Below are 22,289 nucleotides of genomic sequence, written 5' to 3' on the forward strand. Positions count from 1 at the left end.
CGCGCTCACCGCGAGTAGGCGTTGCGGTACCAGTGCGCCGCCGCGGCCCGGCTCGGCGAGGCCGTCTTGTGGAAGATGCTGCGCAGGTGGGTGCGGAGCGTGCTCAGCGCCATGTCGAGCGAGTGGCAGATCTCCTTGTCGCTCATCCCCAGCGTGAGCATCCGAGCCACCTCGTGCTCGCGCTTGGTGAGCTCGATGCCGGTCTCGGCCGCCGAGGGCCACAGGCGCTGGATGAGATCGCCGACCCGCTGCAGGTGCAGCACGTCCCCGCCCTCGAAGGGCCCGCGGTCGGGGCTGCGCCAGAGCCGCAGGTCGATCGAGCCCGCGCCCGGCGACTGCGGGAAGTAGTTCATGCCGAAGTACATGTCGCGGCGGCGCAGGAAGTCGTGCACGAACTCGTCCATCTTGCGCTCGGGGAAGACGACGGCCGTCGCGCGGCGCCGGTTGCAGAGCTGCGGCGTCAGCCAGTCCACGCTGCGGAAGTGCTCGTCGTAGGCGGAGAGGAGGTCGTCGGCCCCGTTCACGGCGATGGGCCGCGCATACGGGCCCGTCTCGTCGGCGGTGTAGGAGACGAACACGTCGGCGCGGAAGAGGTCGAGCAGGAGCTGGCCGAGCCGGGCGCGATGCTCGTCGCTCGGCGGCCCCTCCAGGAGCAGCTCGATCAGCTCGCCGTCGAGCCTCTTCGCGTCGTTCATGGATCAAGTATTGTGCGCCCGCGCGGGCGCGTAAAGGGGCGGGCCGCACCTCATCATTATTGACGATCGTCGCCGGCGCCCGTGTTCGCAAGACTCGAGTACCACGTCCTCACTCGCATGGAACAAAGGAGTCGCCATGTCGACAGACACCCCATCGAATGCCCCGCTCACCAGGGCGGGCGTGCTCAGCCGCATCGACCGCTTCCCGAAGTGGGGGTTGAGCGCCACGTCCGTCCTCACGATCGGGCTCGGGATGCTCTTCGTGCAGTACGACATCTTCAACATCAATGTCTCGTTCGCGCAGACCTGCCTGCAGATCATCGAGGCGTGCGCCGCCTCGGGTCCGGACCAGTTCGTCGGGCTGCCGATCTTCGTGAGCCTGGTCGGCTACGCTGTGGGCGCGCTCACGCTCGGCCCGCTCTCGGACCGGTTCGGCCGCCACAGCATGCTCATCATCTCGATGCTGATCACGGGCGTCGGCTCGCTCTACTCGGTGCTCTCCCCCGACGAGTTCCACTTCGCCGCTTCCCGCTTCGTGACGGGCATCGGCGTGGGCGCCGACCTCGCCATCATCAACGTGTTCATCAACGAGATCTCGCCGCGCCGCCTGCGGGGCCGGTACACGAGCACCATGTTCATCATGGCCGCGCTCGGCTCGGCGCTCGGCGTCTGGCTCGGCCTGCTGCTCACCACGCCGGCGACGCCGTGGCCGGACGGGCTGCCCTTCGCGGCCGCCTCCGAGTCCTTCGACTCCGGCTGGCGCTGGGTGTACGGCATCGGCGCGATCCTGGCGGTGTTCTCCCTGCTGCTGCGCGTGGCGCTGCCGGAGTCGCCGCGCTGGCTCGCCGACCGCGGCCGGCTCGAGGAGGCGGACCGCGTGATCGACCGCATGGAGGAGCGGGCCACCCGGCGGCTCCCGCTGCTGCCGGTCGACCCCGAGGCGATGGTCGAGCCCGCGAGCAACGCCGGCGTGCTCGCCGCGATCAAGGAGCTGTTCAGCTCGCGCAAGTACCTCGGGCGCCTCGCCACGCTGAGCGTGGCCTGGCTGCTCGCGTACGTCACCATCTACGGCTTCTCGGGCGCGTTCACCTCCGTGCTCGTCCGCCAGGGCTACACCATCGGCGAGGCCGGGATCTTCTCGGCCGTCGGGCTCATCGGCTTCATCGCCGCCGCGCTCGTCGCCCGCCAGGTCGTGGACCACCTCGAGCGCAAGTACTGGATGCTCATCGGCACCGTCATCACGATCATCGGCATCCTGCTCGTGGTCGCCGGCGGCTCCTCGCCGGTGGTCGTGTTCATCGGCGCGATCGTGCTGTTCTTCGGGCAGAACTTCTGGGTGCCCGCGCAGTACGCGCTCACCGCCGAGAGCTTCCCCACGCGCTCGCGCACCACGGCCTACGCGCTCGCCGACAGCATCGGCCACGCGGGCGCCGGGCTCGGCGTGTTCCTGCTCGTCCCGGTGCTCAGCCAGCTGTCGCTGCTGTGGACGATGCTGGGGCTCGTGGCCTTCCTGCTCGCCGCATCCTTCGTGAACTTCCTCGCGCCGTCCACGAAGAACAAGACCCTCGAGGAGATCTCCGCATGACCGCCCGACCCGACCAGGACGACGCGCCGGACGACCTCGGCGTCTTCACCGAACGCGCCGCATCCGCGGGCGGCAGCGCACCGGACGGCCGCGTCGCACGGGAACGGGGCGCGGATGCGCCGGCCGGCTTCGACCTCGCGGTGAAGGCGAACGTCGCCGTCGCCGGGTTCCGGCTCTCGGCCGGGTCGCGGGTGCTGGAGCGGCACGTGTCGCCGGCGGACTCGCCGGTCGTGGCCGCGCTCCGGGCGGGCGGCGGGCGGATCGTCGGCACGACGAACATGCACGAGCTCGCCTTCGGCATCACCTCGAACAACGCCGCGTTCGGCCCGGTCCGGCTCCCGGGCCATCCGGATCGCTCGGCCGGCGGCTCCTCGGGCGGCAGCGCCGCGGCCGTGGCGGCCGGGCTCGTCGACCTCGCCGTCGGCACCGATACCGGCGGCTCCGTCTCGCTGCCCGCCGCGCTGTGCGGCGTCGTCGGCCTGCGCCCGAGCACCGGCCGCTGGCCCACCGCCGACAGCGTCGGGCTCTCGTGGACGCGCGACACCCTCGGCGTCTTCGCCCGGAGCGTGGCGGATGCGCGGCGCGCGGATGCGCTGGTCACGCACGAGACCGATGCGCACCCCGCCGGTGCGATCCGGCTCGGGCTCCCGAAGCAGTACCTCGACGACCTCGACCCCCGCGTCGAGACGGCGCTGCGCGACGCGCTCGACCGGCTCGAGGGCGCGGTCGAGCTGATCGAGGCGGACCTCGCGCCGGTGCTCGGGCTCACCGCGCCGGCCGAGATGCCGATCACGCTGTGGGAGTCGCGCCGCCTCCTCGGGCTGGCGGCCGCGACTGCCCTGGGAGAGGCTCCCGACGAGGCCTTCGAGCGGCTCGTGGCGGGCACGCTGAGCCCGGACGTCCGCGCGATCCTCGAGGCGGAGCTCGCGGCGCCGACCTCGGGCGAGGTCTACGGGCGCTCGATCCGCGCGGTGATCGACGCGCGCCGGACGTATCACCGCCTCCTCGACGAGCTCGGCGCGGACGCCCTGCTCTTCCCGAGCGCGCCCGCGCCCGCGCCGCTGATCGGCGAGGACGACACGGTGGAGCACCTGGGCCGGCGCGAGCCCGTGTTCGGGCTCTACACGAGCCGCCTCGGCAGCGGCACCGTGCTCGGCGCGCCGATGCTCACGCTGCCCGCGCCGGTGCCGGGCGGGGCGCTGCCCGTGGGCGTCACGCTGCAGGGCCGCAGGTTCCACGACCGGCGGCTGCTAGATATCGGCGAGGCGGTGGAGTCCGCGCTGGCCGCGGACTGATCGCGCGAAGGCGCCCGCCCCGGGTCTCCCCGGGGCGGGCGCCTCGTCGCCTTCCGCCGTTACAGCTCGGCGGTCGCCGTGGTGCCGGGGCCGTCGGTGCCCCGGATCTTGGCGGCCAGGATCTTCACGGCCGCGATCGCCTTGTTGCCCTCGACGCCCCAGAACTGGGCCGACTCGGGCGTGACCTTGAGGAGGCCGAGGTTCGGGTCGTCCTTGCCGCCGTCGAAGTACGAGGAGACCTGGCCGTCCCAGAGCTCCTCGACCTTGGCGCGGTCGTCCACGAAGTCGGCGGCGCCCGCGACCGAAAGCCACGACCCGGTCTCCGCGAAGGCGAGGTTCACCTGCGGATTCTCCCGGATCGCATCCGCCTGATCGCCCTGCAGCCCGATGAAGAACCACGCGACGGCGTCGTCGTCGACCGCCTGCGCCGTCATCGGATGCGAGACGATCTTGCCCTCCTTCGTCGCGGTGGAGAGCATGAGGATCTGCTCGCCGCGCATGATCTCGAGGACCTGCTCCCTGCTCAACTCGTCCGTCGTACCCATGAGGCCTCCCTACTCGTCGAAATTCCGCCGATCGTACGCACGCGGCCTGACCGGGCTCCCAGACGCCGCTCCGCTCAACCGTCGGCGGGGCGCTGGAGGTAGAGATCCCGCAGCAGGGCGATCTCGGCGAAGTGGTGGATGAGCTCGCGGTTGATGTGCAGCACGAGCGCCGACATGGGCCAGTCCGCGAAGTCTCCCTCGCCGCACGGCTTCGCGAGCCCCTCCTCGCCGAGCGAGGCGACGCCCTCCTGCCAGCGAGCCAGCTCCTCCTCCACCTGCTCGAGCGCCCGCTGCGCCGTCTCCGCGTATTCGAACGCGAAGTAGTCGGTCTGCTCGCGGCCGAAGTGCGTCGCGTTCCGCACCGCGAGGATGCCCACGACGATGTGCCCGAGCCGCCAGGCGATGGTGGTGAACGGCGCGGGCACCGGCTCCGGCGCGGCGAACTCGATCTCGAGCGCGCCGGAGCCGCCGGTGATCGGCGCTCGGCTCGTGCCCCGGGGCCGCAGGCTCCAGCAGTCGGGCACCGGCTCCCAGAAGTACTCCTCGTCGGTGAGCCCGGCGAGCCGCCCGCGCAGCTGATGGGTCCAGTGCCAGTCGATCTGATCCCGGAGGATCTCGTTCCAGGAGTCGGGCCTGGGCCCGGTGCGCTCGTCCATGAGTTCGCTCCGATCGGGTCGGGACCGCCGGGTGCGGCCGTCGATCCCGAGCGTATCGGGATCGCGGCGGCCCCGCGGGTGAGCCGGCGGTGAATCCGCCCGCTCTCCGCTCAGATGGATGGCCGGGACGGTCGATCCGCCTACGGCCGTTCGGTCGCTTGCCTCGAGTCCTCCGGGGCGATGCCGTGCTTAGGCGCCGACTCGTGAACCTGCATTCGATATATGCGGTCAGCACCGCTCACATGATCTCGGCTCACGCCTCAACTCGGATCGTGGATGATGACGCCGGGCCGGTCGATCTCGACATAGCGGTAGTGCTCGATCGCTGCGACGAGCTCGGCATGATGCTGATCGAACAGCAAGAGCAGGTCGCGGGTCGAGATATTGCCGCACGTAACGTGCAGGAGCCGCTCGGGAGGTTTGCCCAGCAAGTGCGAAACGCGGAAATCCTCGTCTTTCGTCACGACGATCCGCTGCTCGCCGTCGGCGATTCGGGCGATCTCCGTATCCGCAAGCGTCGCACCGCCGGGATAGTCCTTGACATGCTTCGCCTCATGACCGCATCTCGTCAAATGGACGGCCAGCGTCCGAGGCAGCTGCTGGTCCACGAGGAACCTGGTATTGCTCATACGAAGAACAGTGCGCGGCGCGCTTGCTGCCGATCGAGCACGCAATCGCCTGTATCCCGCAGTCAGGCGATACGACGCTGCATCCGCGCCGAGGAATCGAGGGCGGCATACTCCAGCGCGGCGAGGATATCGTCGTGCTCCAGCTCCTCATAGTCGGCGAGAATCTCGTCGTATCCCATGCCCGATGCCAAGAGCTCCAGGACATCTTGCACACGGATGCGCATCCCGCGGATCGTAGGGGCGCCATGACAGATCAACGGGTCCACAGTGATCCGATCGAGGCGGCTGATGAAGGCGGGCATATGAGTATGCTACGGCGAAGCGCTTGCGCCCGTCTACGCCCCGAGCGTCCGCCGCTCCCGCGCCGAGAGCACCTGCTGGGCGGCGAGGTGGCCCGCGCCGCCGCTGAGCCCGCCGCCGGGGTGGGTGGACGCCCCGATGTGGAAGAGCGAGCCGATCGGCGTGGTGTGCGCGCCTGAGTCGGGCAGCGGACGCCAGAGCAGGTTCTGGTCGAGCTCCATCGAGCCACCGTAGGGGTCGCCGTGGACCGCGTTCGGGTTCGCCGCCGCGAGGTCCTCGGGCGTGATGACCGTGGTGTGCAGGATGCTCGAGCGCAGGCCCGGGGCGTGCTCCTCGACCCTGGCGAGCACGCGATCCACGTAGCGCCGCGTCGTCTCCGCGCTCCAAGTGCCGTCGACGGGGATCTCCCCGGCCCCGTCGGCGATCGGCCGCCACGGCACCTCCTGGAGCTGCAGCCACAGCGAGCCCTTGCCCTCCGGCACCCGGGACGGATCGAGCACATGCTGGCGCCCGACCACCACGGTCGGCTGGGCGGGAAGCTGCCCCGCATCCGCCTGCGCGCACGCGATGCCGGTGCTGCCCGAGCCGTCGCTGAGGTGCACCAGCGGCACGTCCCGGAACCGCTCGTCCGCCCACTCGAGGGGCGCGTCGAGCGCGAGGTGGAGCTGCATCGCGGCGCGGCCGGAGCGGAACCTGCGCGCCTGCTCCCGCACCCTCGCGGGCACGGGCGTGTCCTTGAGCAGAGTGCCGTAGAGCGCCTGCGGGGCGACGCTCGCGAGCACCGCGCGGCGGGCCTCGATCCAGCCGTGGTCGGTGAGCACGCCGTTCGCGTAGCGACCCTCGACCGTGATGCGCTCGGCGCGATGCCCGACGAGCACCTCGACGCCGTGATCCTCGAGGAGCCGCTCGAAGGCCGCCACGAACCGCTTCGCGCCGCCCCGCACCACGGGGAGCCCGAAGCCGTGCATGGAGGCGGCGAGCACGGGGATCATCATGCCGCCCGTGGCGCTGTCGGGCGAGAGCCCGGCGTGCAGCAGCCAGGGCGCCCAGAGCCGGTCGGCCTCGGCGCCGAGGAAGCGGTCGCGGCCGAACGCCCGGCCGCTCATGAGCGAGTCCCGGGCGATGGCGAGCATGCCCTTGACCTTCTCGGTGCGGAGCGCGCCGAGCGCGAGCTTCGCGGCCGCCGGCGATCGCAGCTCCGAGCCGAGCAGGCCGAAGACGAGCCCGGCGCGCTCGTCCATCTGGGCGAGCATCGCGAGGTAGGCGTCGCGGTCCCGCGCATCGGCGAACTCCGCGGCGGTGCGCTCCGCATCCCGGTACGCGACCGCGGCGCCGCCGGCCGCGATGCTGCCGGTGAGGGCGCCGTCGGTGTTGGCGTATTCGAGGCCGCGCGCCTCGAGCTCCTCGCCGAGGACGGCGTAGGCGCCGCCGGAGACGAAGAGGGGATGCCAGGAGGAGTAGGTGTCGTGGGTGTAGCCGGGCAGCGTGAGCTCGCCGGAGTCGATGAAGCCCCCGAGCCGGTCGCTCTGCTCCACGAGCGCGACGTCGAGCCCGGCCATCCCGAGCTCGGCGGCCGCGACCATGCCGTTGATCCCCGCGCCGATCACGACCGCGTCGTAGGTCTTCATCCGCACTCCCCCTGCCTGCGCCCGGGCGGGCGCGCTCGCCGTCCCGTACGAGGATACGGATGCGACCTGGCCGTCGCCGGGTCCGGGATCGGGTGCGGCTGGGCATCCGCTGGCAGATGCGCGCCGCATCCCGGTCGGGGGTTGACCGGGGCCGCCCCGCGGTCTAATGTACAACCAAATGGTTGTACATACTGAGATCGAGCTGACCGACGACGAGGTCGACCGGATCTTCCGGGCCCTCGCCGACGCCACGCGCCGCGACATCCTCAGCCGAACCCTCGAGGACGAGGCAACGGTGTCGCAGCTCGCGGCGACCTACGACATGTCGTTCGCGGCCGTGCAGAAGCACGTCGCGGTACTCGAGCAGGCGGGACTCGTGACGAAGCGGACCGCCGGGAGGGAGCGTCGCGTGCGCGGGGAACCCGACACCATCCGGCGCGCACAGCGCCTCCTCACCCGATACGAGCAGATCTGGCGGGGCCGCATCGCGCGCCTCGACGCGCTGCTCGCCGAAGACTGACCCGGCGCATCCCGCGCCGCCGACCGAAAGGCACATCATGCCCATCACCTCCGTCGAGAAGGACCTCGACGCACTCACCATGACCATCGTCGCCGACTTCCCCGTCCCCGTCCGCCGGCTCTGGGACGCCTACGCCGACCCGCGCCAGATCGAGCGGTTCTGGGGCCCGCCGGAGTTCCCCGCGACGTTCCTGCGGCACGACATGCACGTCGGCGGCCGCTCGAAGTACCGGATGACCGGGCCGGACGGCTCTCAGCACGGGGGCTTCTGGGAGTTCCTCGCCGTGGACGAGGGTCGCGGGTTCGAGGTGATCGACGGCTTCGCCGGACCCGACGGCGAGCCCAACACCGAGATGCCGACCATGCGCATGGTCTTCGCGTTCAGCGAGACCGAGCACGGCTCCCGCCTCACCACCACGACGTGGTTCGGCTCGCTCGAGCAGCTCGAGCAGCTGCTCGAGATGGGCATGGAGGAGGGCACCGTCGCGGCCATGTCGCAGATCGACGCCGTGCTCGAGGACCTCGCGTCCTTCGCCGCGGGCCGCGGCACCGAGGTGCAGCTCATCGACGACGACCGGGTGCGCATCAGCCGCGTCATCCGCGGGACCATCGACCAGGTCTGGCGCGCCCACCACGATCCCGACCTGCTGCGCCGCTGGCAGCTCGGCCCCGACGGCTGGGTCATGCCCGTCTGCGAGGTCGCCGAGGCCGTGGGCGACACGTACCGCTACGAATGGGAGCAGGAGGGCGGCGACGGCTCCGAGCGGTTCGGGTTCACCGGCGAGCTGCTCGAGATCGACCCGCCGTACCGCGAGGTACTCACCGAGGCGATGATCGGCATGGACGGGCCCTCGATGCGGAACGAGATGACGCTCACCGCCGTCGACGGCGGCACGCTCATGGCGCTCCTCATCACCTACCCGGATGCGGACACCCGCGAGACGATCCTCGCCACCGGCATGGCCGACGGCATGGAGCAGAGCTACGCGCGGCTCGAGGAGGTGCTCGGGGCATAGCGCACGGGCGGGCGCCGCGCCCGGTCCGCCGGATCCCTCCGACGGGCCGGGCGCGGTGCCGCGCGTTCGCGTCCCGGCGGGCTCGCGGGGGCCTCGCCCCCCTCGGCTGGTCCGCCCCGTCGAGAGTGTTTCGATGGGATGCATAGCCACGCCAGCGCACTATTCGCCTCGCCGCCGCTATGCGTCCCAGCCGCGTCCACTTCCCCGGCTCAACTACGGATGGCACCCACCCTCATCCGTGCGCGCAACCGCATCCTCGCCTGCCCCTAGCCGGAGGTGTTCCCGCTCCTGCCGCTCGGGGAGCAAGAGCAGCGCCATCGCACTATTCGACTCGGCACCGCTATACACCCCAGTCGCACCCACTTCCAGTCGCGCCGCTCCCGGACCTGGCAGTGCCCGGTCCGCATCCGCGTCCTCTCCCGGGACGACGCCAGCGGCTGACGGATGCGCTCCTAGCCCTCCGGCTCGAAGAGCAGGAGCAGCGCATCCACCTCGAGGTCGCAGGAGAGGATGACCTCCCCCGCCTCGTCGATCGGCGCCTCCGCGAAGGCGAACATGGTCTGCGGGTCGCCGGGCGCTCCCAAGTCATCGGGTTCGGGGGTGTTGAGATCCTCGGAAGGATCGTCAAGGCCGGCTCCGTCGATCGAGCAGTCGGCGGGCGACGCGGCGCCGACCTCGTCCCGGCGCGTCAGCAGCCAGAGCGTGCCCGCCTGTTGCGCCTCGACGACGGTATCCCCCTGCGGCTCGCCCGGGATCGAGGTCATCGAATCGAATCGTTCGACGACGTCACCGAGCGATGCGTCGTCCTCCGCCTCGGCCTCTCCCTGCGCGCAACCGGCGAGTCCGGCCGCGAGCGCGGCGCATGCGACGAGCGTGGTGATCCGGGCCGGCGCGTTCCTCATACCCCCGATTCAAGCAGCTCGCGCGAGCCCGCCGCGCGGGGGAAAACCGGAATGCGGAGGCCGAGCGAGACCGCATCCGCCGCACCTCGCTCAGCCGCCTCGAGTGCGGCCGGCCTACTGACGGACCGCGAGCAGACCATTCTGCGAGTTCCAGATGCGGTCCTCGTCGATGGGGTCGGCCCCCTTGGAGTCGTCGTAGCCCTCGAGCGGCACGCCCGCCGGATAGTAGGTGCCCAGCGGGGCGTCGATCATCGCGTACTCGTACACGCCGTTCCCGTGATCCCAGGGCGAGTCGTGGGCCGTGATGTCGTACGTGCTGCCGTCCTCGTACGTCACGTCCGGCAGCTCGACCTCGAAGCACGTGCTCCCGTCGACATCGCACCACGAGCCGTTGACGGCTTCGGAGCCGGACTCCTGCGATTCGGTCTCGGCCGGCGACGGCGTCTCCGCAGGCGCCTCGGTCTCAGCCGACGGCTCGGTCTCGATCGGATCCGGCGCTGGGATCGGCGCCTCGGTGGCCGTCGTCGACGACGGGGCGGGCGGATCGGATTCCGCCGCGCACGCGGAGAGCGTCAGCAGCGCGGTGAGGGCGATTCCGGCGGTGGCGAAGGCTCGGTTCGGGTGCATGCATTCCTTCTCTCGGTCTTCGGAGCCGATCGTAGCGCCGGGCGCCTCCGAGTTCCCATCGACGGACCTCTTCGCCTGCCTTAGCGGTCCGGCTCCGAGCCGTGCTGGTGCGAGCTCGAACCGAGGGAGGCGCCGTTCCGCTTTCCGTGGAGCCCGACTCCGGGAAACGAAGAACACCCCCGGTTTCCCGGGGGTGTTCGCTGGCGGTGACGGTGGGATTTGAACCCACGGTGGAGTCGCCCCCACACGACATTTCGAGTGTCGCACCTTCGGCCGCTCGGACACGTCACCGGGGACAAATATACGCATGCGCATCCCGTCGCGCAAATCCCGGCCCCGGGACCCGCACCGCTCCGACCTGCGCGCGCGCCGTTCGCATCCCGCGCGGCACTCGGCATCCGCATCAGCGCACCGCGGCACCGTCGATGTCGGTGGCACGGCATACGCTTGCTGCATGCCTCCGAAGTCCAAGACGCGCAAGCCCGCCTACGCCTGCACCGAGTGCGGGAACGAAGTCGTGAAGTGGGTCGGCCGCTGCCCCGAATGCCAGGCCTGGGGCACGATCGAGGAGACCGGCACCACCAAGGGCGTCGCCTTCCACGCCACCTCGTCCAAGCCCGTCACGAAGGCCCGCCCCATCACCGAGGCCTCGGGAGTGGATGCGAAGCACCTCCCCGTGGGCATCGGCGAGTTCGACCGGGTGCTGGGCGGCGGGATCGTGCCCGGCGCGGCCATCCTGCTCTCGGGCGAGCCGGGCGTCGGCAAGTCCACCCTGCTCATCGAGGTCGCCTCCCGCATCGCCGCCACCGGAGCCCGCGTGCTCTACGTGAGCGCCGAGGAGTCGGTGAACCAGGTGCGCATCCGCGCCGAACGCACCAACGCGCTGCAGCCCACCCTCTACCTCGCGAGCGAGACCGATCTCGGCACCATCCTCGGCCACATCGAGGAGGTCGAGCCGGCCCTGCTCATCCTCGACTCGGTGCAGACCGTCTCCTCCTCCGAGGTGGATGCGCTGGCCGGCCAGCCGAGCCAGGTGCGCACGGTCTCCTCCGCCATGGTGCGCGTCGCCAAGGAGCGCGACATGCCCGCCATCCTCGTCGGCCATGTGACCAAGGACGGCAACGTCGCGGGGCCCCGGCTGCTCGAGCACCTCGTGGACGTGGTGGCGCACATCGACGGCGACCGGCAGACCGCGCTGCGCTTCGTGCGCACGCTGAAGAACCGCTACGGCCCCACCGACGAGGTCGGCTGCTTCGAGATGACCGGCGACGGCATGGACGAGGTGCCGGACCCGTCCTCGCTGTTCATCAACGATCGCGATCAGCCCACCTCCGGATCCTGCGTGACGATCGCGATGGAGGGGCAGCGAGCCCTGCCCGTGGAGATCCAGGCGCTCGTCGTGAAGACCCAGGCACCGAACCCGCGCCGCGTCGTGAGCGGCGTGGACGGCAACCGCGTGGCGATGCTCCTCGCGGTGCTCGAACGGCGCTGCGGCTTCCAGATGGCCGGATGGGATGTCTATGTCTCGACGAGCGGCGGCGCCAAGCTCTCCGATCCCTCGGCGGACCTCGCGATCGCCATCGCGGTGGCCAGCGCGGTCTCCGAGAAGCCCGTCATCTCGCGGGCCGTCGTGTTCGGCGAGGTCAGCCTCGTCGGCGAGATCCGCGGGATCACCTCCGAGCGGCTGCGCGTGAGCGAGGCCGCCAGGCTGGGATACCAGCATCCGATCGGCTCGGCGCTCGGCACCGTGCGGGAGGCGCTCGACCTCGCACTCATCGGCCGTTGAGGCGCTTTCGTCCTGGCGGCGGAGTGCCGGGAACCGCGGGAGCGACCGACGATCCCGATGGTGTTCTTCCGGACCTATGGCTTCTCCCGGGCGAATCGAACAGCCGGAACGGCCGGAGCGACCGGCGATCTGAATCGTGTTCTCCCGAGCCTATGACGGAGCGTCGGACCGTTTCCGTATCCACGCCCCGAAGCCGAAGCCGAAGCCGAAGTCGCAACCGCAACCGCAACCGCAACCGCAACCGCAGCCGCAACCGCAGCCAGCGTGCCGCGCACAGGCGGCGAAGATCTTAGGGTCTTGGGCGGGCCCGCCGAGGACCGTACCCTGTCAGAAGTCCTGCTGGGCTTTCTCCCGCAGCCAGTTGTCCCACAGCAGCCAGCAGAACGCGCCGAAGAACGGTGCGAGCACGACGAAGGCGATCCACACGATGAGCTTCGCCTCGTCCTTGCGGTTGCGATCCCAGATCTGCTTGATCACCACGAACCACAGCGCGAACAGCGCCAGCAGCGCGGCCAGCCCCACCACATTCCAGATGATCACGATGCCTCCTCAACGTCGGAGAACCTCGGCGCCATCCACCATACGGGCCGGATCCGCGGAACGACAGGAATATCGGGACACGATCCGGTTAAGATCCCGTGACACGGTCAGGCACCGCGCTGCGATCAGACGAGGGCGAAGTAGGCGGGTGCCGACGTGATGCCCCCGACCTTGACCGTGAGGTAGTAGTAGGCGCCGTCCGCCACGGCCTCGGGACGATTCTCGTCCTCACACGTGTCCTCGCTCGAGCGCTCGCGCGACCACTCGAATGCGGGGGCCGTGACCTTCTTGTCCGGCGTGAGCTCCACCACCTGGGTCTGCTCATCCGTCTGGCAGTGCGTGGACACCCAGATCGTGTCCTCCCCCGACATGACCGTGTACACCTGCGAGGCGGTGCCGATGTCGATGATGCACGGCTGGTCGGACTCGTTCATCAGCTCCACTGAGAACTGCGGGGACTCCTCGGGGCCGTACGCCTCCGCGTCCACGACGGCCGTGACCGTGACGTCCGACTCGGTGCATACCTCCGGCGTCGCCTCGGGCTCTTCGGCGCCGTCCTCCCCGGAGGCCTCGGTCTCCTCCGGCGCCGATGTGGACTCGGGTGTCTCGGCGGGAGCGGATTCGGTGGCCACGGGCGTGGGGGCCGGCTCCGCAGCATCCTCGCCGCCCGAGAACAGTCCGACGATGGCGCTCACCAGCCACCAGATGCCGAGCACGAGCAGGATGAGCACGAGCAGCGCGACGAGACGGCGCCGCCGGTACACGGCAGGGCTCGGCTTGCCAGGACGCTCACTCATAGCGCTCAGCGTACCGAACGGGCCACCCATTCCCCGGATGCCTCGCGGCGCGCGGATGCGTCGCACATCGTCGTTCTGCGATCCCCATAACCGCAGACTGCGACGCATCTGTGGACAAGTCGCCCCAAGCGGTCGACGACTCGCGCCGCGGAGCCCCGGGACCGCGGGAGCCATGACGGTGCGGGGCCCGGAGTCCGGGGTCCGGAGTCCGGGGTCCGGAGTCCGAGGCCCCAAACCCCTGACCCCAGCACCCAGAACCGGAACCTAGAACCTAGAACCTAGAACCTAGAACCTAGAACCTAGAACCCAGCATCGCGGCTCACCGGCAAACCGACGATCTGGGCTGCAGCCCCGGAGCGCACACTCACCGGCCGGGTCGCTCGCTCCATTCGTCGGTCCGGTCCAGGGGCGCGCATCGACACGTCAGGACTCACCCCTTTCGCCGGATCCCTCGTACAGATGCGTCACAGATCGCGGTTCTGAAGCATCCATAACCGCAAACTGCGACGCATCTGTGTGTAGGGGCGGCGGCCCTGCCCCGGAAGCCGGACACCGCAGCGATCCGGAGCCCGGACACCCGGCATCGTGGCGTGCCGTGGCCGGGCGCCGGTAGCTCGTGAGCACGCGCCCGCAGCACCGGACGGACACGCCCGTCGTCGGCTGTCCCCTCACTCAGATGCGTCACAGATCGCGGTTCTGGAACCCCCTTAACCGCAAACTGCGACGCATCTGTGGCGGAGGTGGGCTGGGACCGCGGGCGGCATCCCGGGCCGAGCGCGAGACCCGACAGACCGCGGGCGGGCCCGACAGACCGCGGACAACGGCCGGGAAGGACAACGGCCGGGAAACGGCGGACGGCCCGCATCCGATCACTCGGATGCGGGCCGTCTCGGCGAGCCGGGAGGCTACGCCTTGCGCTGGCGGCGCATCACCAGGGCGGTCGCACCGAGTGCGATCGCGGCGGCCGCAGCGGCGAGGAGGCCGAAGATCAGGTTGCTGTCAGCACCCGTCTGGGCCAGATCACCGTCCTGGTCGGCCTGGTCGTCGCCGTTCCCGCCGTCGGCGTTCCCCGCGGCGCCGTCGTCGGCGCTGCCGCTGGAGTCGGCCGTGCCGTCGTCGCCGCTCGAGTCGGCGTTGCCGTCGGTGCCGCTCGAGTCGGCGTCGGCGTCATCCGTCGGGGTCGGCACCGGGGTGTCGTCCGGGTCGCCGACCGTGAAGGTCGTCGATGCGGTGAGCTGCTCGGCGTCGGCGGTCGATACGCCCTCGGCGTCGGCCGGCACGTCCTGCGTCACCGTGAGGGTGTACTCGCCGACCGGGAACTCGACGTTCTCCTCGATGATCTCGCCGGTGGCCTCGTCGTACGTGCTGTAGATCAGCAGGCCTTCGAAGACGCCGTTCTCATCGGTCTCGAGCGGGTCGAGCTCGGCCTCGCCCTCGGGGGTGGTCACCGTGACCTCGACGTAGTAGTCGGGGGCCCAGTTCGCACCCGCGTACGGCACGCCGTCCACGGTCTCGGCCTGCGTGTAGTTGTCCTTCTCGGTCTTCACGACCGGCTCGGCCGCCTGGTCGCCCTCGGTGACCGTGAGGGGCACCTGCACGGTGGATTCGGAGGGCTGCGCCACGATCTCGAGCTCGTAGTCGCCCGGCTCGACCGTCTCAGGCACGGTGATCGTCACCTGCGCCGAGTTGTCCTCGCCGTTCTCGGTCACGCCCTCGAGCTCGCCCGAGCCGATCTCCTCGCCGTCGAGCGTCACGACGACGCTCTCGTTGGCGACGAAGCCCTTCGACTTGAGGTCGACGTTCTCGACCGTGAAGGTGAGCTCGCCGCCGGCCTCGACGGAGGGCGCGTTCTTCTCGTCGTCGAAGTAGCCGTTGACGCTGAAGCCGTTGCGCGTGGTGTCGGGCTCGAGCGTCTGGTCCGGCAGGCCCTGCACGTAGGCCTTGAAGGCGTCGAGGTCCACGGAGCCGGTGTCGAACACCGACTCGGCGTTCTGCAGCGAGAGGAAGTTGTCGCCGCCGGCCGCGAGGAACGACGGCATGACCACGTCGTAGAGCTCGTCATCGGCGATCGGCTCGCCGTCGATGTAGAGCGACGTGATGTGGTCGCCCTGCGAGGTCAGCGGGTCGTCCGAGGTGGAGCCCGCGTAGCTGTAGTTGACGTTGCTCGAGACGCCGAGCTGCAGGTACGAGCGTCCCGGCACCTCGCCGTTCTCGTCGATCTGCCACTGCTCCTCGAAGACGTTCTTGAGCTCGGCGCCGCTGATCGTCACGACCGAGAGGTTGTTCACGAACGGCAGCACGAGCTGCGCATCCTTGTAGGTGAGCACACCGTCGCCGTCGATGTCGGCGCGGAGCCCACCCGGGTTCATGATCGACAGATCTGCGCCGTTCTCGGTCTCGGCGTTGGCCCAGCCGAGCATCGAGTCGGCCACCACGCCGCCCAGCGAGGACTCCTCGCCGCGGTCGTCGCGGGCCGTCGCCGAGCCGTTCTCCCAAACCTGCGCGGAGGTGATGTCCTCCTCGACGACGCCGATCTGCTCGGCGCCGAGGACCTCGGCCTCCTCGATCGCCTTGTCGCGGATGTCCACGACCTCGTCGAGCCGCGCCTGCGCCGACTCGCCGAGCGGCTCGTCCGTCGTCGTCCCCGCGGGGATGACCGAGGAGCTGCTCGCGCTCACCGTGCCCTCGTCGCTGATGTCGAGGACGACCTGGCTGACGTTACCGGCGTACTCGCCCGCCTGGATGACGGGCCGGGTCTGGCCCTCGTTACCGCCGGGGACCGGGGCGTCGTACGCGTAAGCCTTGTGCGAGTGCGCGTGGAAGATCGCGTTGACCGCCGGGTCGGTGCCGTTCACGAGCGAGTCGAAGAGCGAGCTGCGCTCGGTGTACTCCTCGAGGCTGCCGACCTCCGTCTGGTTGAACGGCCCGCCCTCGTGGTACGAGGCGATGATGACGTCCGCCTCGTCGTTCGCGTCGTCCCCGTCGCTCAGCGCCTCGGCGACCTCGTTGACCGCCTCGACCGGATCGGTGAAGCGGATGTCGGCGATGCCGTCGGGGTTCACGCCCGAGGGGGTCGACGCGGTCACCGCGGAGATGACGGCCACGGTCTGGCCCTGGATCTCGTAGGTCTCGTAGCCCTTGAACGGCTTCGACCCGTCGGCCCGCAGCTCGACGTTGGCCGCGTAGAGCCCGCCCGCCTGCTCGAGCAGGTCGTTGATGCCCTGAGCGCCCTGCAGCACGCCGTTGACACCCTCGCCACGGTTGTCGTACCCGTTGTCGAACTCGTGGTTGCCGGCGGTGAAGTGGTCGGTGCCGAGCGCGAGGAGCGCGTCGACGCTCGGGACGTCCTGCGCCACCGAGGACTCGAACTCCGAGGCCCCGAACTGATCGCCGTGGCTGATGATCAGCGTGTTCTCCTCGCCGAACGCCTGCTCGGCCGAGAGGATCGTCTCCGCGAAGGGCTCGACCTGCGTGATCCGGCCGTGGAAGTCGTTGTAGCCGAGCAGGTTGATCTGCGTCGATCCATCGGTCGGCTCGATGATGTCCGGCGACGCGACGTCCGCCTGTGCGGGGAGCACGAGTCCCGTTACGGCGAGCGCGCAGCCGGCCACGGTGGCGACTCCGCCCTTCACGAGCTTTGGTACCTGAGCCACGTGGCCCTCCTTGGATTTCTGTCGGAAAAGGTTTGGTCTCACCTAACCAGTATCGGGTAACGCACAGGTTAAGCCCAGCCTCGTTTTCGTTTTCATGGAGACGGCGCGACGTCGAACCCCGGAAACGACATGCGGGGACGGGCCGAGCCCGCCCCCGCATGCGAGGGGAATCCGGCCGGCGAGCGGCTGCCCGCCGGCCGGATTCGGGGTGCGACTACGCGCGACGCCGCTGGATCATGACGCCGGCGCCCGCGAGCACCAGGACCGCGCCCAGCGCCAGCAGGATCACGAGCGAGCCGTCGGCGCCGGTCTGCGCCAGGCCGCCCTCGTGGCCGTCGCCGTCGAAGCCGCCGTCGCCCTTGCCCGAGCCGTCGCCGTCATCGCCGGGCTGCTGCCCGGGATCGGTCGCGCCGGGGTCGGTTTCGCCCGGTTCGGTCTCCCCGGGCTCGGTTTCGCCCGGCTCCGTCTCGCCGGGCTCGGTCGGACCGGGCTCCTCGCCCTCGTCCGCGACGACCTCGAAGGTGGACTCGAGGATGCGCGCATCCTCGCCCGAGCCCTCGGTCACGCGCACGGTGTAGGTGCCCACCGGCATCGCGAGCACGGTGCCGTCGGCATCCCGGTAGACGATGGTGCCGTGGAACGCGCCGTCGGCGACCTCCGCGGCCTCCTCGATCACGGTGGCCTCGCCGGCCTCGTCGATCACCTCGATGCGCACCGGGCCGTCGCCGAAGCCCTGGCCCTCGTAGGCCACGCCCTCGAGCGATTCGGTCTCGGTGAGCCGCTCCGGGGTGAGGGTGAGCGTCGGCTCGACCTCGACCGGGGCGACCTCGACCTCGAACGTCACGCGGGCGTTCTTGTTCGACAGCTCGCCGCGCTCGACCGTGTAGGTGGCCGGGTCCGCGGCCGCGGTCGACGCGCCCTGCGTCACCTCGAGCTCTGCGCCGTTCTCCTCGGCCGTCACGGAGACGACCTCGTAGCCCTCGGCCGGAGCGACCGTCACGCCCACGTGCTCGTCCAGGAAGTACGCGGTGCCCGCGCCCTCCTCCACGAGCGCGTTGAAGCCCTGGATCGACTCGTTCCAGTGGGCGTAGTAGGTGTCCTCGCCGTCCACGAACTCGAGCTCGGCGAGGTCCTGCGCGCCCTGGTCCGACCCGGATTCGACGACCGTCGCCTGCGCGCTGATCGCCGAGAGACCGTACTCGACCGCGGTGGTCTCGTCCTCGACCACCGAGACCGTGCCGACGGCCGAGAGGCGCTCGACCACCGTGAAGGTGCTGTGCTCGCCCGTCGCGGGGTCGATCCACGTGGCGCCCTCGGTGCGGGTGCTGGTCTCGAAGGGCAGGCGCGAGCCGTCGGCCGCGTCGAACACCGCGTTCGAGACGTAGGGGTTCGGCAACGGCAGGAAGACCTGATACTCGCCCTCCGGCAGGCCCGCGAGGGTGAAGGTGCCGTCGGCGCCCGCGCCGGTTCCGAACCAGTCGCCGTCGGCGTTCTGCGCGTAGAGCAGGCCCGAGCGGAGGTCCTCGCCCTCGTCGTAGGCGTTGTTGACGATATCGTCGTCGAAGTAGGTGACGTGCACGTCGCCCGTGGCCTCGACGGGCTCCTCGTCCTCGCGGAACTGGACTCCGATGATGGCCGGGTTGTGGTCCGAGGAGCGGAACACGTCCGGGCTGTACAGCTGGGCGACGTTGTAGTTGTCGCGGCTGTACTCGAGCGCGATCGACTCGTACGCGTTGATCGTCCAGATGTCGGTGCCCGTCACGTACTCGGCGGCCGCGGGGGACGCGAAGACGTGGTCGAGCGAGCCGACGGTGCCGCCGAACAGGTACGAGTACTCGGGGCCGCCCGCGGTGAGATGCTCGTAGCCGGCGTCCGTGATGGTCGTCACCGGGGTCTCCATCGAGTAGGAGTTCATGTCGCCGGTGAGGAACACCAGATCGGTGCCGTGCTTCTCCTGCAGCTCTGCCGCGAAGTCGACGAGCGCCTCCGCCTGCCGCGTGCGGTCGCCGTTCCAGCCGCCGGTGGCCCAGGCCGGGCCCTGCGCGTCCGGGCTCGCGTTGTCGCCCGAGCCCGAGCCGCCCTTCGACTTGAGGTGGTTGGCGATGACGATGAACTCGTTCTCGGCGATCACCTCGTCGGCGGGCGCGAAGTTCGCCGCGAACGGCGCGCGGGCGTTGGTGAAGCTGCCGTTCTCGAGGATCTCCGCGGAGCCCTCCACGTAGGTCACCTCGGCCGGCTGGTAGATGAAGGCGGTGCGGATGACATCGTCGCCCACGGCCGGGATGGTCGCGGGCGAGGGCACGTACTCCCACTTCGCCTCGCCGGCGGCCTCGTTGAGCACGTCGACGAGGTGCTCGAGCGTCGCGTCGCGGTCATGGCCGAAGTCCGAGGAGTCCTCGATCTCCTCGAGCGCGATGACGGAGGCGTCGAGCGTGTTGATCGCCTCGACGATCTTGTCCTCCTGCTTCTCGAAGGCCGCCTGCGAGTAGGCGCCCCGCACGTCGCAGTAGTTCGTCGCCACGGGGTTGCCCTCGCGGTCGGGGTACGCGCGGCAGCCGGGCTCGTCCTCGCCGAGGTCGGTGAAGTAGTTGAGCACGTTGAAGGTGCCGATGGTGATGTCGCCGCCCACGTCCGCCGGAGCCTGCTCGCGCACGTCGCCGAAGCTCACGGGCGAGTGCTCGGTGCCCTTGACGGGCGCGGTGGGCTGGAAGTTCCACGCGTCGTCGGCCGCGAACTGGTCGACGATCACACCGCCCGTGAAGTCCACCGGGGCGCCCAGCGTCACCGGGGTCTCGGGGGTGAGGTACGGCAGCGGCGAGTTCTTCGCCGCGTTGTTCTGCAGGTAGTTCCAGTTCTGGCCGTCGTCGAGGCGCACCTTGCGCTCCTCGTTCTCGGCCGCCTGGGCGATCGCCGCATCCGAGCCGGGCGCGCCGACCTCGGTGGGCGTCACGAGCACGCCCTCGCCGAACGCGAGGCCGACCGTGCCGAACTCGTTGAGCTCGTAGTGGTCGGTCACGGTGTAGGCGCCCTGCGGGTCGACGAGCATGCCTTCGAAGACCTCGCGGCCCTCGTCCGTCGCGGGCCACTCGGGCAGCGCGGTCGGCTCGACCGCGCCGAGCGACTCGGGCAGCGCCTCGATCGCGGGGCGGGTGATCTGGGTGTTGCCCTGGTACTCCTCGGCCGTGCCCGTCACCTGCACCGAATCGCCGATCTCGAGGTCGGTGCTGAAGCTGCCGCCGCCGTAGACGAAGACGCCGGTGGATGCGGTGTGCGCCGCGAGGTCCACCTCGCCGGGCTCCTGGATGAAGAGGCCGTTCTTCGAGCCGTCGCCCGTGTAGACGCCGGTCACGACGCCCTGCGTCGTCACGGTCTGGCCCGCGTACGGGGTGCTCGATCCGGTGCCCTGGATCGTCGAGATCGGCAGCACCTCGCCGGGCTCCGGCGGGTCGGTGGGCTCGGGGTCCGGGCCGGGCTCGCTGCCGGTGCCGCTCGAGTTCTGCGGGCTCGGCGCGCCCACTGCGAAGTCCGCCGCGTTGTCGTCGGTGTCGACGGCCGGGTCGATGCGCGAGGCGGAGGTGGAGTTGTCGAGCGCGGGGGTGGGAGCGCCCTCGAACTTGCTCGCGCCGCCGAAGCCGACGAGGTCGAGGACGCCGCCATCGGCGTCGCGGAGCTCCACGGACCCCTGGCTGCCGCTCATGTTCGCGCCGAACTCGAAGTCCGGCGAGATGGCTGGCAGGCTCTCGTTCGCGCCCTTCCCGGCGCCGATGAGGTAGTACGAGCCCGGCTCGAGCTCGAAGGCGGGAAGCTCGACGGAGCCGCCGCTGTTCCCGCCGGCCGAGTAGTACTCGACCTCCATGCCCGCCAGGTCGATCGGGGCCTCGGAGAGGTTGTAGAGCTCGATGAAGTCCTGATTGAACGGCGCGCGGCTGTTGCCGCCTCCGCCGTAGACCTCGCTGATGGAGACCGAAGTCGTCGCCGCCTCGGCGGGTTCCGCCGGGGAGAGCGCGGCGATGCTTCCCGCTCCCAGCGAAGCCGCGAGGGCGAAGACGCCCAGCTTCTTCAAATGTGTACGCACGAGAGTTTCCTTTGGCTGTGCAGATGCAGGGGTGATGCGCGCGCGACTGTACGGCGGCAGGGCAACCGGACGGTAAACGCATAGACAGAGGTCCCGCGCTGCTTCGTTACGAGCGCGTCACCTCGTGTTCATCCTCCCATGCGCCCGCGACATGCGGGACGGCGGACGGCGCCCGCCGCTACAGCGCGAGGATCATGCGGGTGTTGCCGAGCGTGTTCGGCTTCACCCACGGCAGGTCGAGGAACTCGGCCATGCCCGCATCCGGCGAGTGCAGCATCTGCCGGTACGTGTCCGGGTCGACGATCTGCTCGTCCACCGCCACGAAGCCGTGCGCGCCGAAGAACCGCTCCTCGAAGGTGAGGCAGAACAGCCGCTCGAGGCCCAGCTCCCGCGCGCGCTCGATGAGCGCCACGAGCATCCCGTGCCCGACGCCCCGGCCACGCACCGAATCGGCCGTCGCGATCGTGCGCACCTCGCCGAGATCGCGCCACAGGACGTGCAGCGCGCCGCAGCCGACGATCTCGCCCTCCGCCGTCTCGGCGACCACGAACTCCTGCACCGCCTCGTAGAGGACGACGAGGTCCTTGCGCAGCAGGATATTGCTGTCGACGAGCGGCTGGATCACGGCGTGGATGCCGACGACGTCGGTGGTCCGCGCGGGGCGGATGGTGATGTCCTGCATCCCTAAACCCTAACGCTCGAGCCCCGCCTACACTTATTCCCCATGCGCCTCGGAGTTCTCGACGTCGGTTCCAACACCATCCACCTGCTGGTCGTCAACGCGCGGCCCGGAGCGAGGCCGGTGCCCGAGACCTCGCGGAAGTCGACGATGCGGCTCATGCAGTACCTGCAGGAGGACGGCTCGATCTCCGACCGGGGCGTCGAGCACATCATGGGCCAGATGCGCATCGCCGCCGGGCATATCGGCGAGCTCGAGCTCGACGAGCTCATGCCGATGGCCACGAGCGCGCTGCGCGAGGCGAAGAATGGCGATGCGCTGCTCAAGCGCATCCGCAAGGAGACCGGCATCGACCTGCAGGT

The 22,289-nt window shown here is 70.2% G+C and carries 19 protein-coding genes and 1 tRNA gene; 6 read left to right on the plus strand and 14 right to left on the minus strand.

Translation table 11 applies throughout. The features are described from left to right. Positions 1-5 precede the first annotated feature (5 nt). On the minus strand, positions 6-695 hold the full coding sequence (locus FM112_RS07140) for a LuxR C-terminal-related transcriptional regulator (RefSeq protein ID WP_087005688.1): 690 nt from the start codon (positions 693-695) through the stop codon (positions 6-8). 136 nt (positions 696-831) lie between these two features. Here FM112_RS07140 and FM112_RS07145 point away from each other — a divergent pair, with 136 nt between their 5' ends. Continuing rightward, entirely contained in the window at positions 832-2,280 is a 1,449-nt protein-coding gene (locus tag FM112_RS07145) for an MFS transporter (RefSeq protein WP_087005690.1), read from the plus strand. Beyond that, the gene (locus FM112_RS07150) at positions 2,277-3,575 is read left to right on the plus strand and encodes an amidase family protein (RefSeq protein WP_087005693.1); all 1,299 of its coding nucleotides are present in this window, start codon (positions 2,277-2,279) and stop codon (positions 3,573-3,575) included. Before FM112_RS07145 ends, FM112_RS07150 begins: the two co-directional genes overlap by 4 nt. 59 nt (positions 3,576-3,634) lie before the next feature. On the opposite strand, the gene FM112_RS07155 is transcribed toward FM112_RS07150, so the two are convergent. The 5 genes from FM112_RS07155 to FM112_RS07175 all read right to left on the minus strand — a co-directional run bounded on the left by FM112_RS07155 (position 3,635) and on the right by FM112_RS07175 (position 7,333). Next, positions 3,635-4,120: a pyridoxamine 5'-phosphate oxidase family protein gene (locus FM112_RS07155; protein ID WP_087005696.1), complete on the minus strand. Its 486-nt coding sequence runs from the start codon at positions 4,118-4,120 to the stop codon at positions 3,635-3,637. Positions 4,121-4,194: 74 nt separating this feature from the next. Beyond that, on the minus strand, positions 4,195-4,776 hold the full coding sequence (locus FM112_RS07160; RefSeq protein ID WP_087005699.1) for a DinB family protein: 582 nt from the start codon (positions 4,774-4,776) through the stop codon (positions 4,195-4,197). Between the two features lie 260 nt (positions 4,777-5,036). Then, on the minus strand, positions 5,037-5,405 hold the full coding sequence (locus FM112_RS07165) for a DUF5615 family PIN-like protein (protein WP_087005702.1): 369 nt from the start codon (positions 5,403-5,405) through the stop codon (positions 5,037-5,039). 62 nt (positions 5,406-5,467) lie between these two features. Beyond that, positions 5,468-5,707: a DUF433 domain-containing protein gene (locus FM112_RS07170; RefSeq protein ID WP_087005705.1), complete on the minus strand. Its 240-nt coding sequence runs from the start codon at positions 5,705-5,707 to the stop codon at positions 5,468-5,470. 33 nt (positions 5,708-5,740) lie between these two features. Next, positions 5,741-7,333, minus strand: coding sequence for an NAD(P)/FAD-dependent oxidoreductase (locus tag FM112_RS07175; RefSeq protein WP_087005708.1), 1,593 nt, complete (start codon positions 7,331-7,333; stop codon positions 5,741-5,743). A 178-nt stretch (positions 7,334-7,511) separates the two neighbouring features. On the opposite strand from FM112_RS07175, the gene FM112_RS07180 reads away from it, so the two are divergent. Both FM112_RS07180 and FM112_RS07185 read left to right on the plus strand, forming a co-directional pair. After that, complete coding sequence (locus FM112_RS07180; RefSeq protein ID WP_087005711.1) at positions 7,512-7,853, plus strand: metalloregulator ArsR/SmtB family transcription factor; 342 nt, start codon at positions 7,512-7,514, stop codon at positions 7,851-7,853. Positions 7,854-7,890: 37 nt separating this feature from the next. Continuing rightward, positions 7,891-8,868 carry an SRPBCC family protein gene (locus tag FM112_RS07185; protein WP_087005714.1) on the plus strand — a complete coding sequence of 326 codons (978 nt, stop codon included), beginning with the start codon at positions 7,891-7,893 and terminating at the stop codon, positions 8,866-8,868. Between the two features lie 452 nt (positions 8,869-9,320). Here the strand turns inward: FM112_RS07185 and FM112_RS07190 are convergent, their stop codons facing one another. From FM112_RS07190 to FM112_RS07200, 3 genes are all read right to left on the minus strand, one after another. Next, positions 9,321-9,770: a hypothetical protein gene (locus FM112_RS07190; RefSeq protein ID WP_087005717.1), complete on the minus strand. Its 450-nt coding sequence runs from the start codon at positions 9,768-9,770 to the stop codon at positions 9,321-9,323. A gap of 114 nt (positions 9,771-9,884) precedes the next feature. Next, entirely contained in the window at positions 9,885-10,397 is a 513-nt protein-coding gene (locus FM112_RS07195; protein ID WP_087005720.1) for a hypothetical protein, read from the minus strand. 201 nt (positions 10,398-10,598) lie between these two features. Next, positions 10,599-10,688 (minus strand) — tRNA-Ser (locus tag FM112_RS07200). Positions 10,689-10,851: 163 nt separating this feature from the next. On the opposite strand from FM112_RS07200, the gene radA reads away from it, so the two are divergent. Continuing rightward, the gene (gene radA, locus FM112_RS07205) at positions 10,852-12,183 is read left to right on the plus strand and encodes a DNA repair protein RadA (protein WP_087005723.1); all 1,332 of its coding nucleotides are present in this window, start codon (positions 10,852-10,854) and stop codon (positions 12,181-12,183) included. Between the two features lie 327 nt (positions 12,184-12,510). On the opposite strand, the gene FM112_RS07210 is transcribed toward radA, so the two are convergent. The 5 genes from FM112_RS07210 to FM112_RS07230 all read right to left on the minus strand — a co-directional run bounded on the left by FM112_RS07210 (position 12,511) and on the right by FM112_RS07230 (position 21,930). Beyond that, on the minus strand, positions 12,511-12,723 hold the full coding sequence (locus tag FM112_RS07210) for a PLDc N-terminal domain-containing protein (RefSeq protein WP_087005726.1): 213 nt from the start codon (positions 12,721-12,723) through the stop codon (positions 12,511-12,513). A gap of 125 nt (positions 12,724-12,848) precedes the next feature. Next, positions 12,849-13,520 carry a hypothetical protein gene (locus tag FM112_RS07215; protein WP_140400608.1) on the minus strand — a complete coding sequence of 224 codons (672 nt, stop codon included), beginning with the start codon at positions 13,518-13,520 and terminating at the stop codon, positions 12,849-12,851. Positions 13,521-14,425: 905 nt separating this feature from the next. Continuing rightward, positions 14,426-17,173, minus strand: coding sequence for a 5'-nucleotidase C-terminal domain-containing protein (locus FM112_RS07220; RefSeq protein WP_176386718.1), 2,748 nt, complete (start codon positions 17,171-17,173; stop codon positions 14,426-14,428). 214 nt (positions 17,174-17,387) lie between these two features. Beyond that, a complete protein-coding gene (locus FM112_RS07225; RefSeq protein ID WP_087005736.1) occupies positions 17,388-21,248 on the minus strand; it encodes an ExeM/NucH family extracellular endonuclease in 3,861 nt (1,286 codons plus the stop codon). Positions 21,249-21,426: 178 nt separating this feature from the next. Continuing rightward, positions 21,427-21,930: an amino-acid N-acetyltransferase gene (locus FM112_RS07230; RefSeq protein ID WP_087005739.1), complete on the minus strand. Its 504-nt coding sequence runs from the start codon at positions 21,928-21,930 to the stop codon at positions 21,427-21,429. A 42-nt stretch (positions 21,931-21,972) separates the two neighbouring features. Here FM112_RS07230 and FM112_RS07235 point away from each other — a divergent pair. Beyond that, positions 21,973-22,289 (plus strand): Ppx/GppA phosphatase family protein (locus tag FM112_RS07235; protein WP_369678161.1); only part of this gene is annotated, 317 nt, incomplete at its 3' end.

Source organism: Gulosibacter sp. 10 (assembly GCF_900163695.1).
In the GTDB taxonomy this organism is placed as follows: Bacteria; Actinomycetota; Actinomycetes; order Actinomycetales; family Microbacteriaceae; genus Gulosibacter.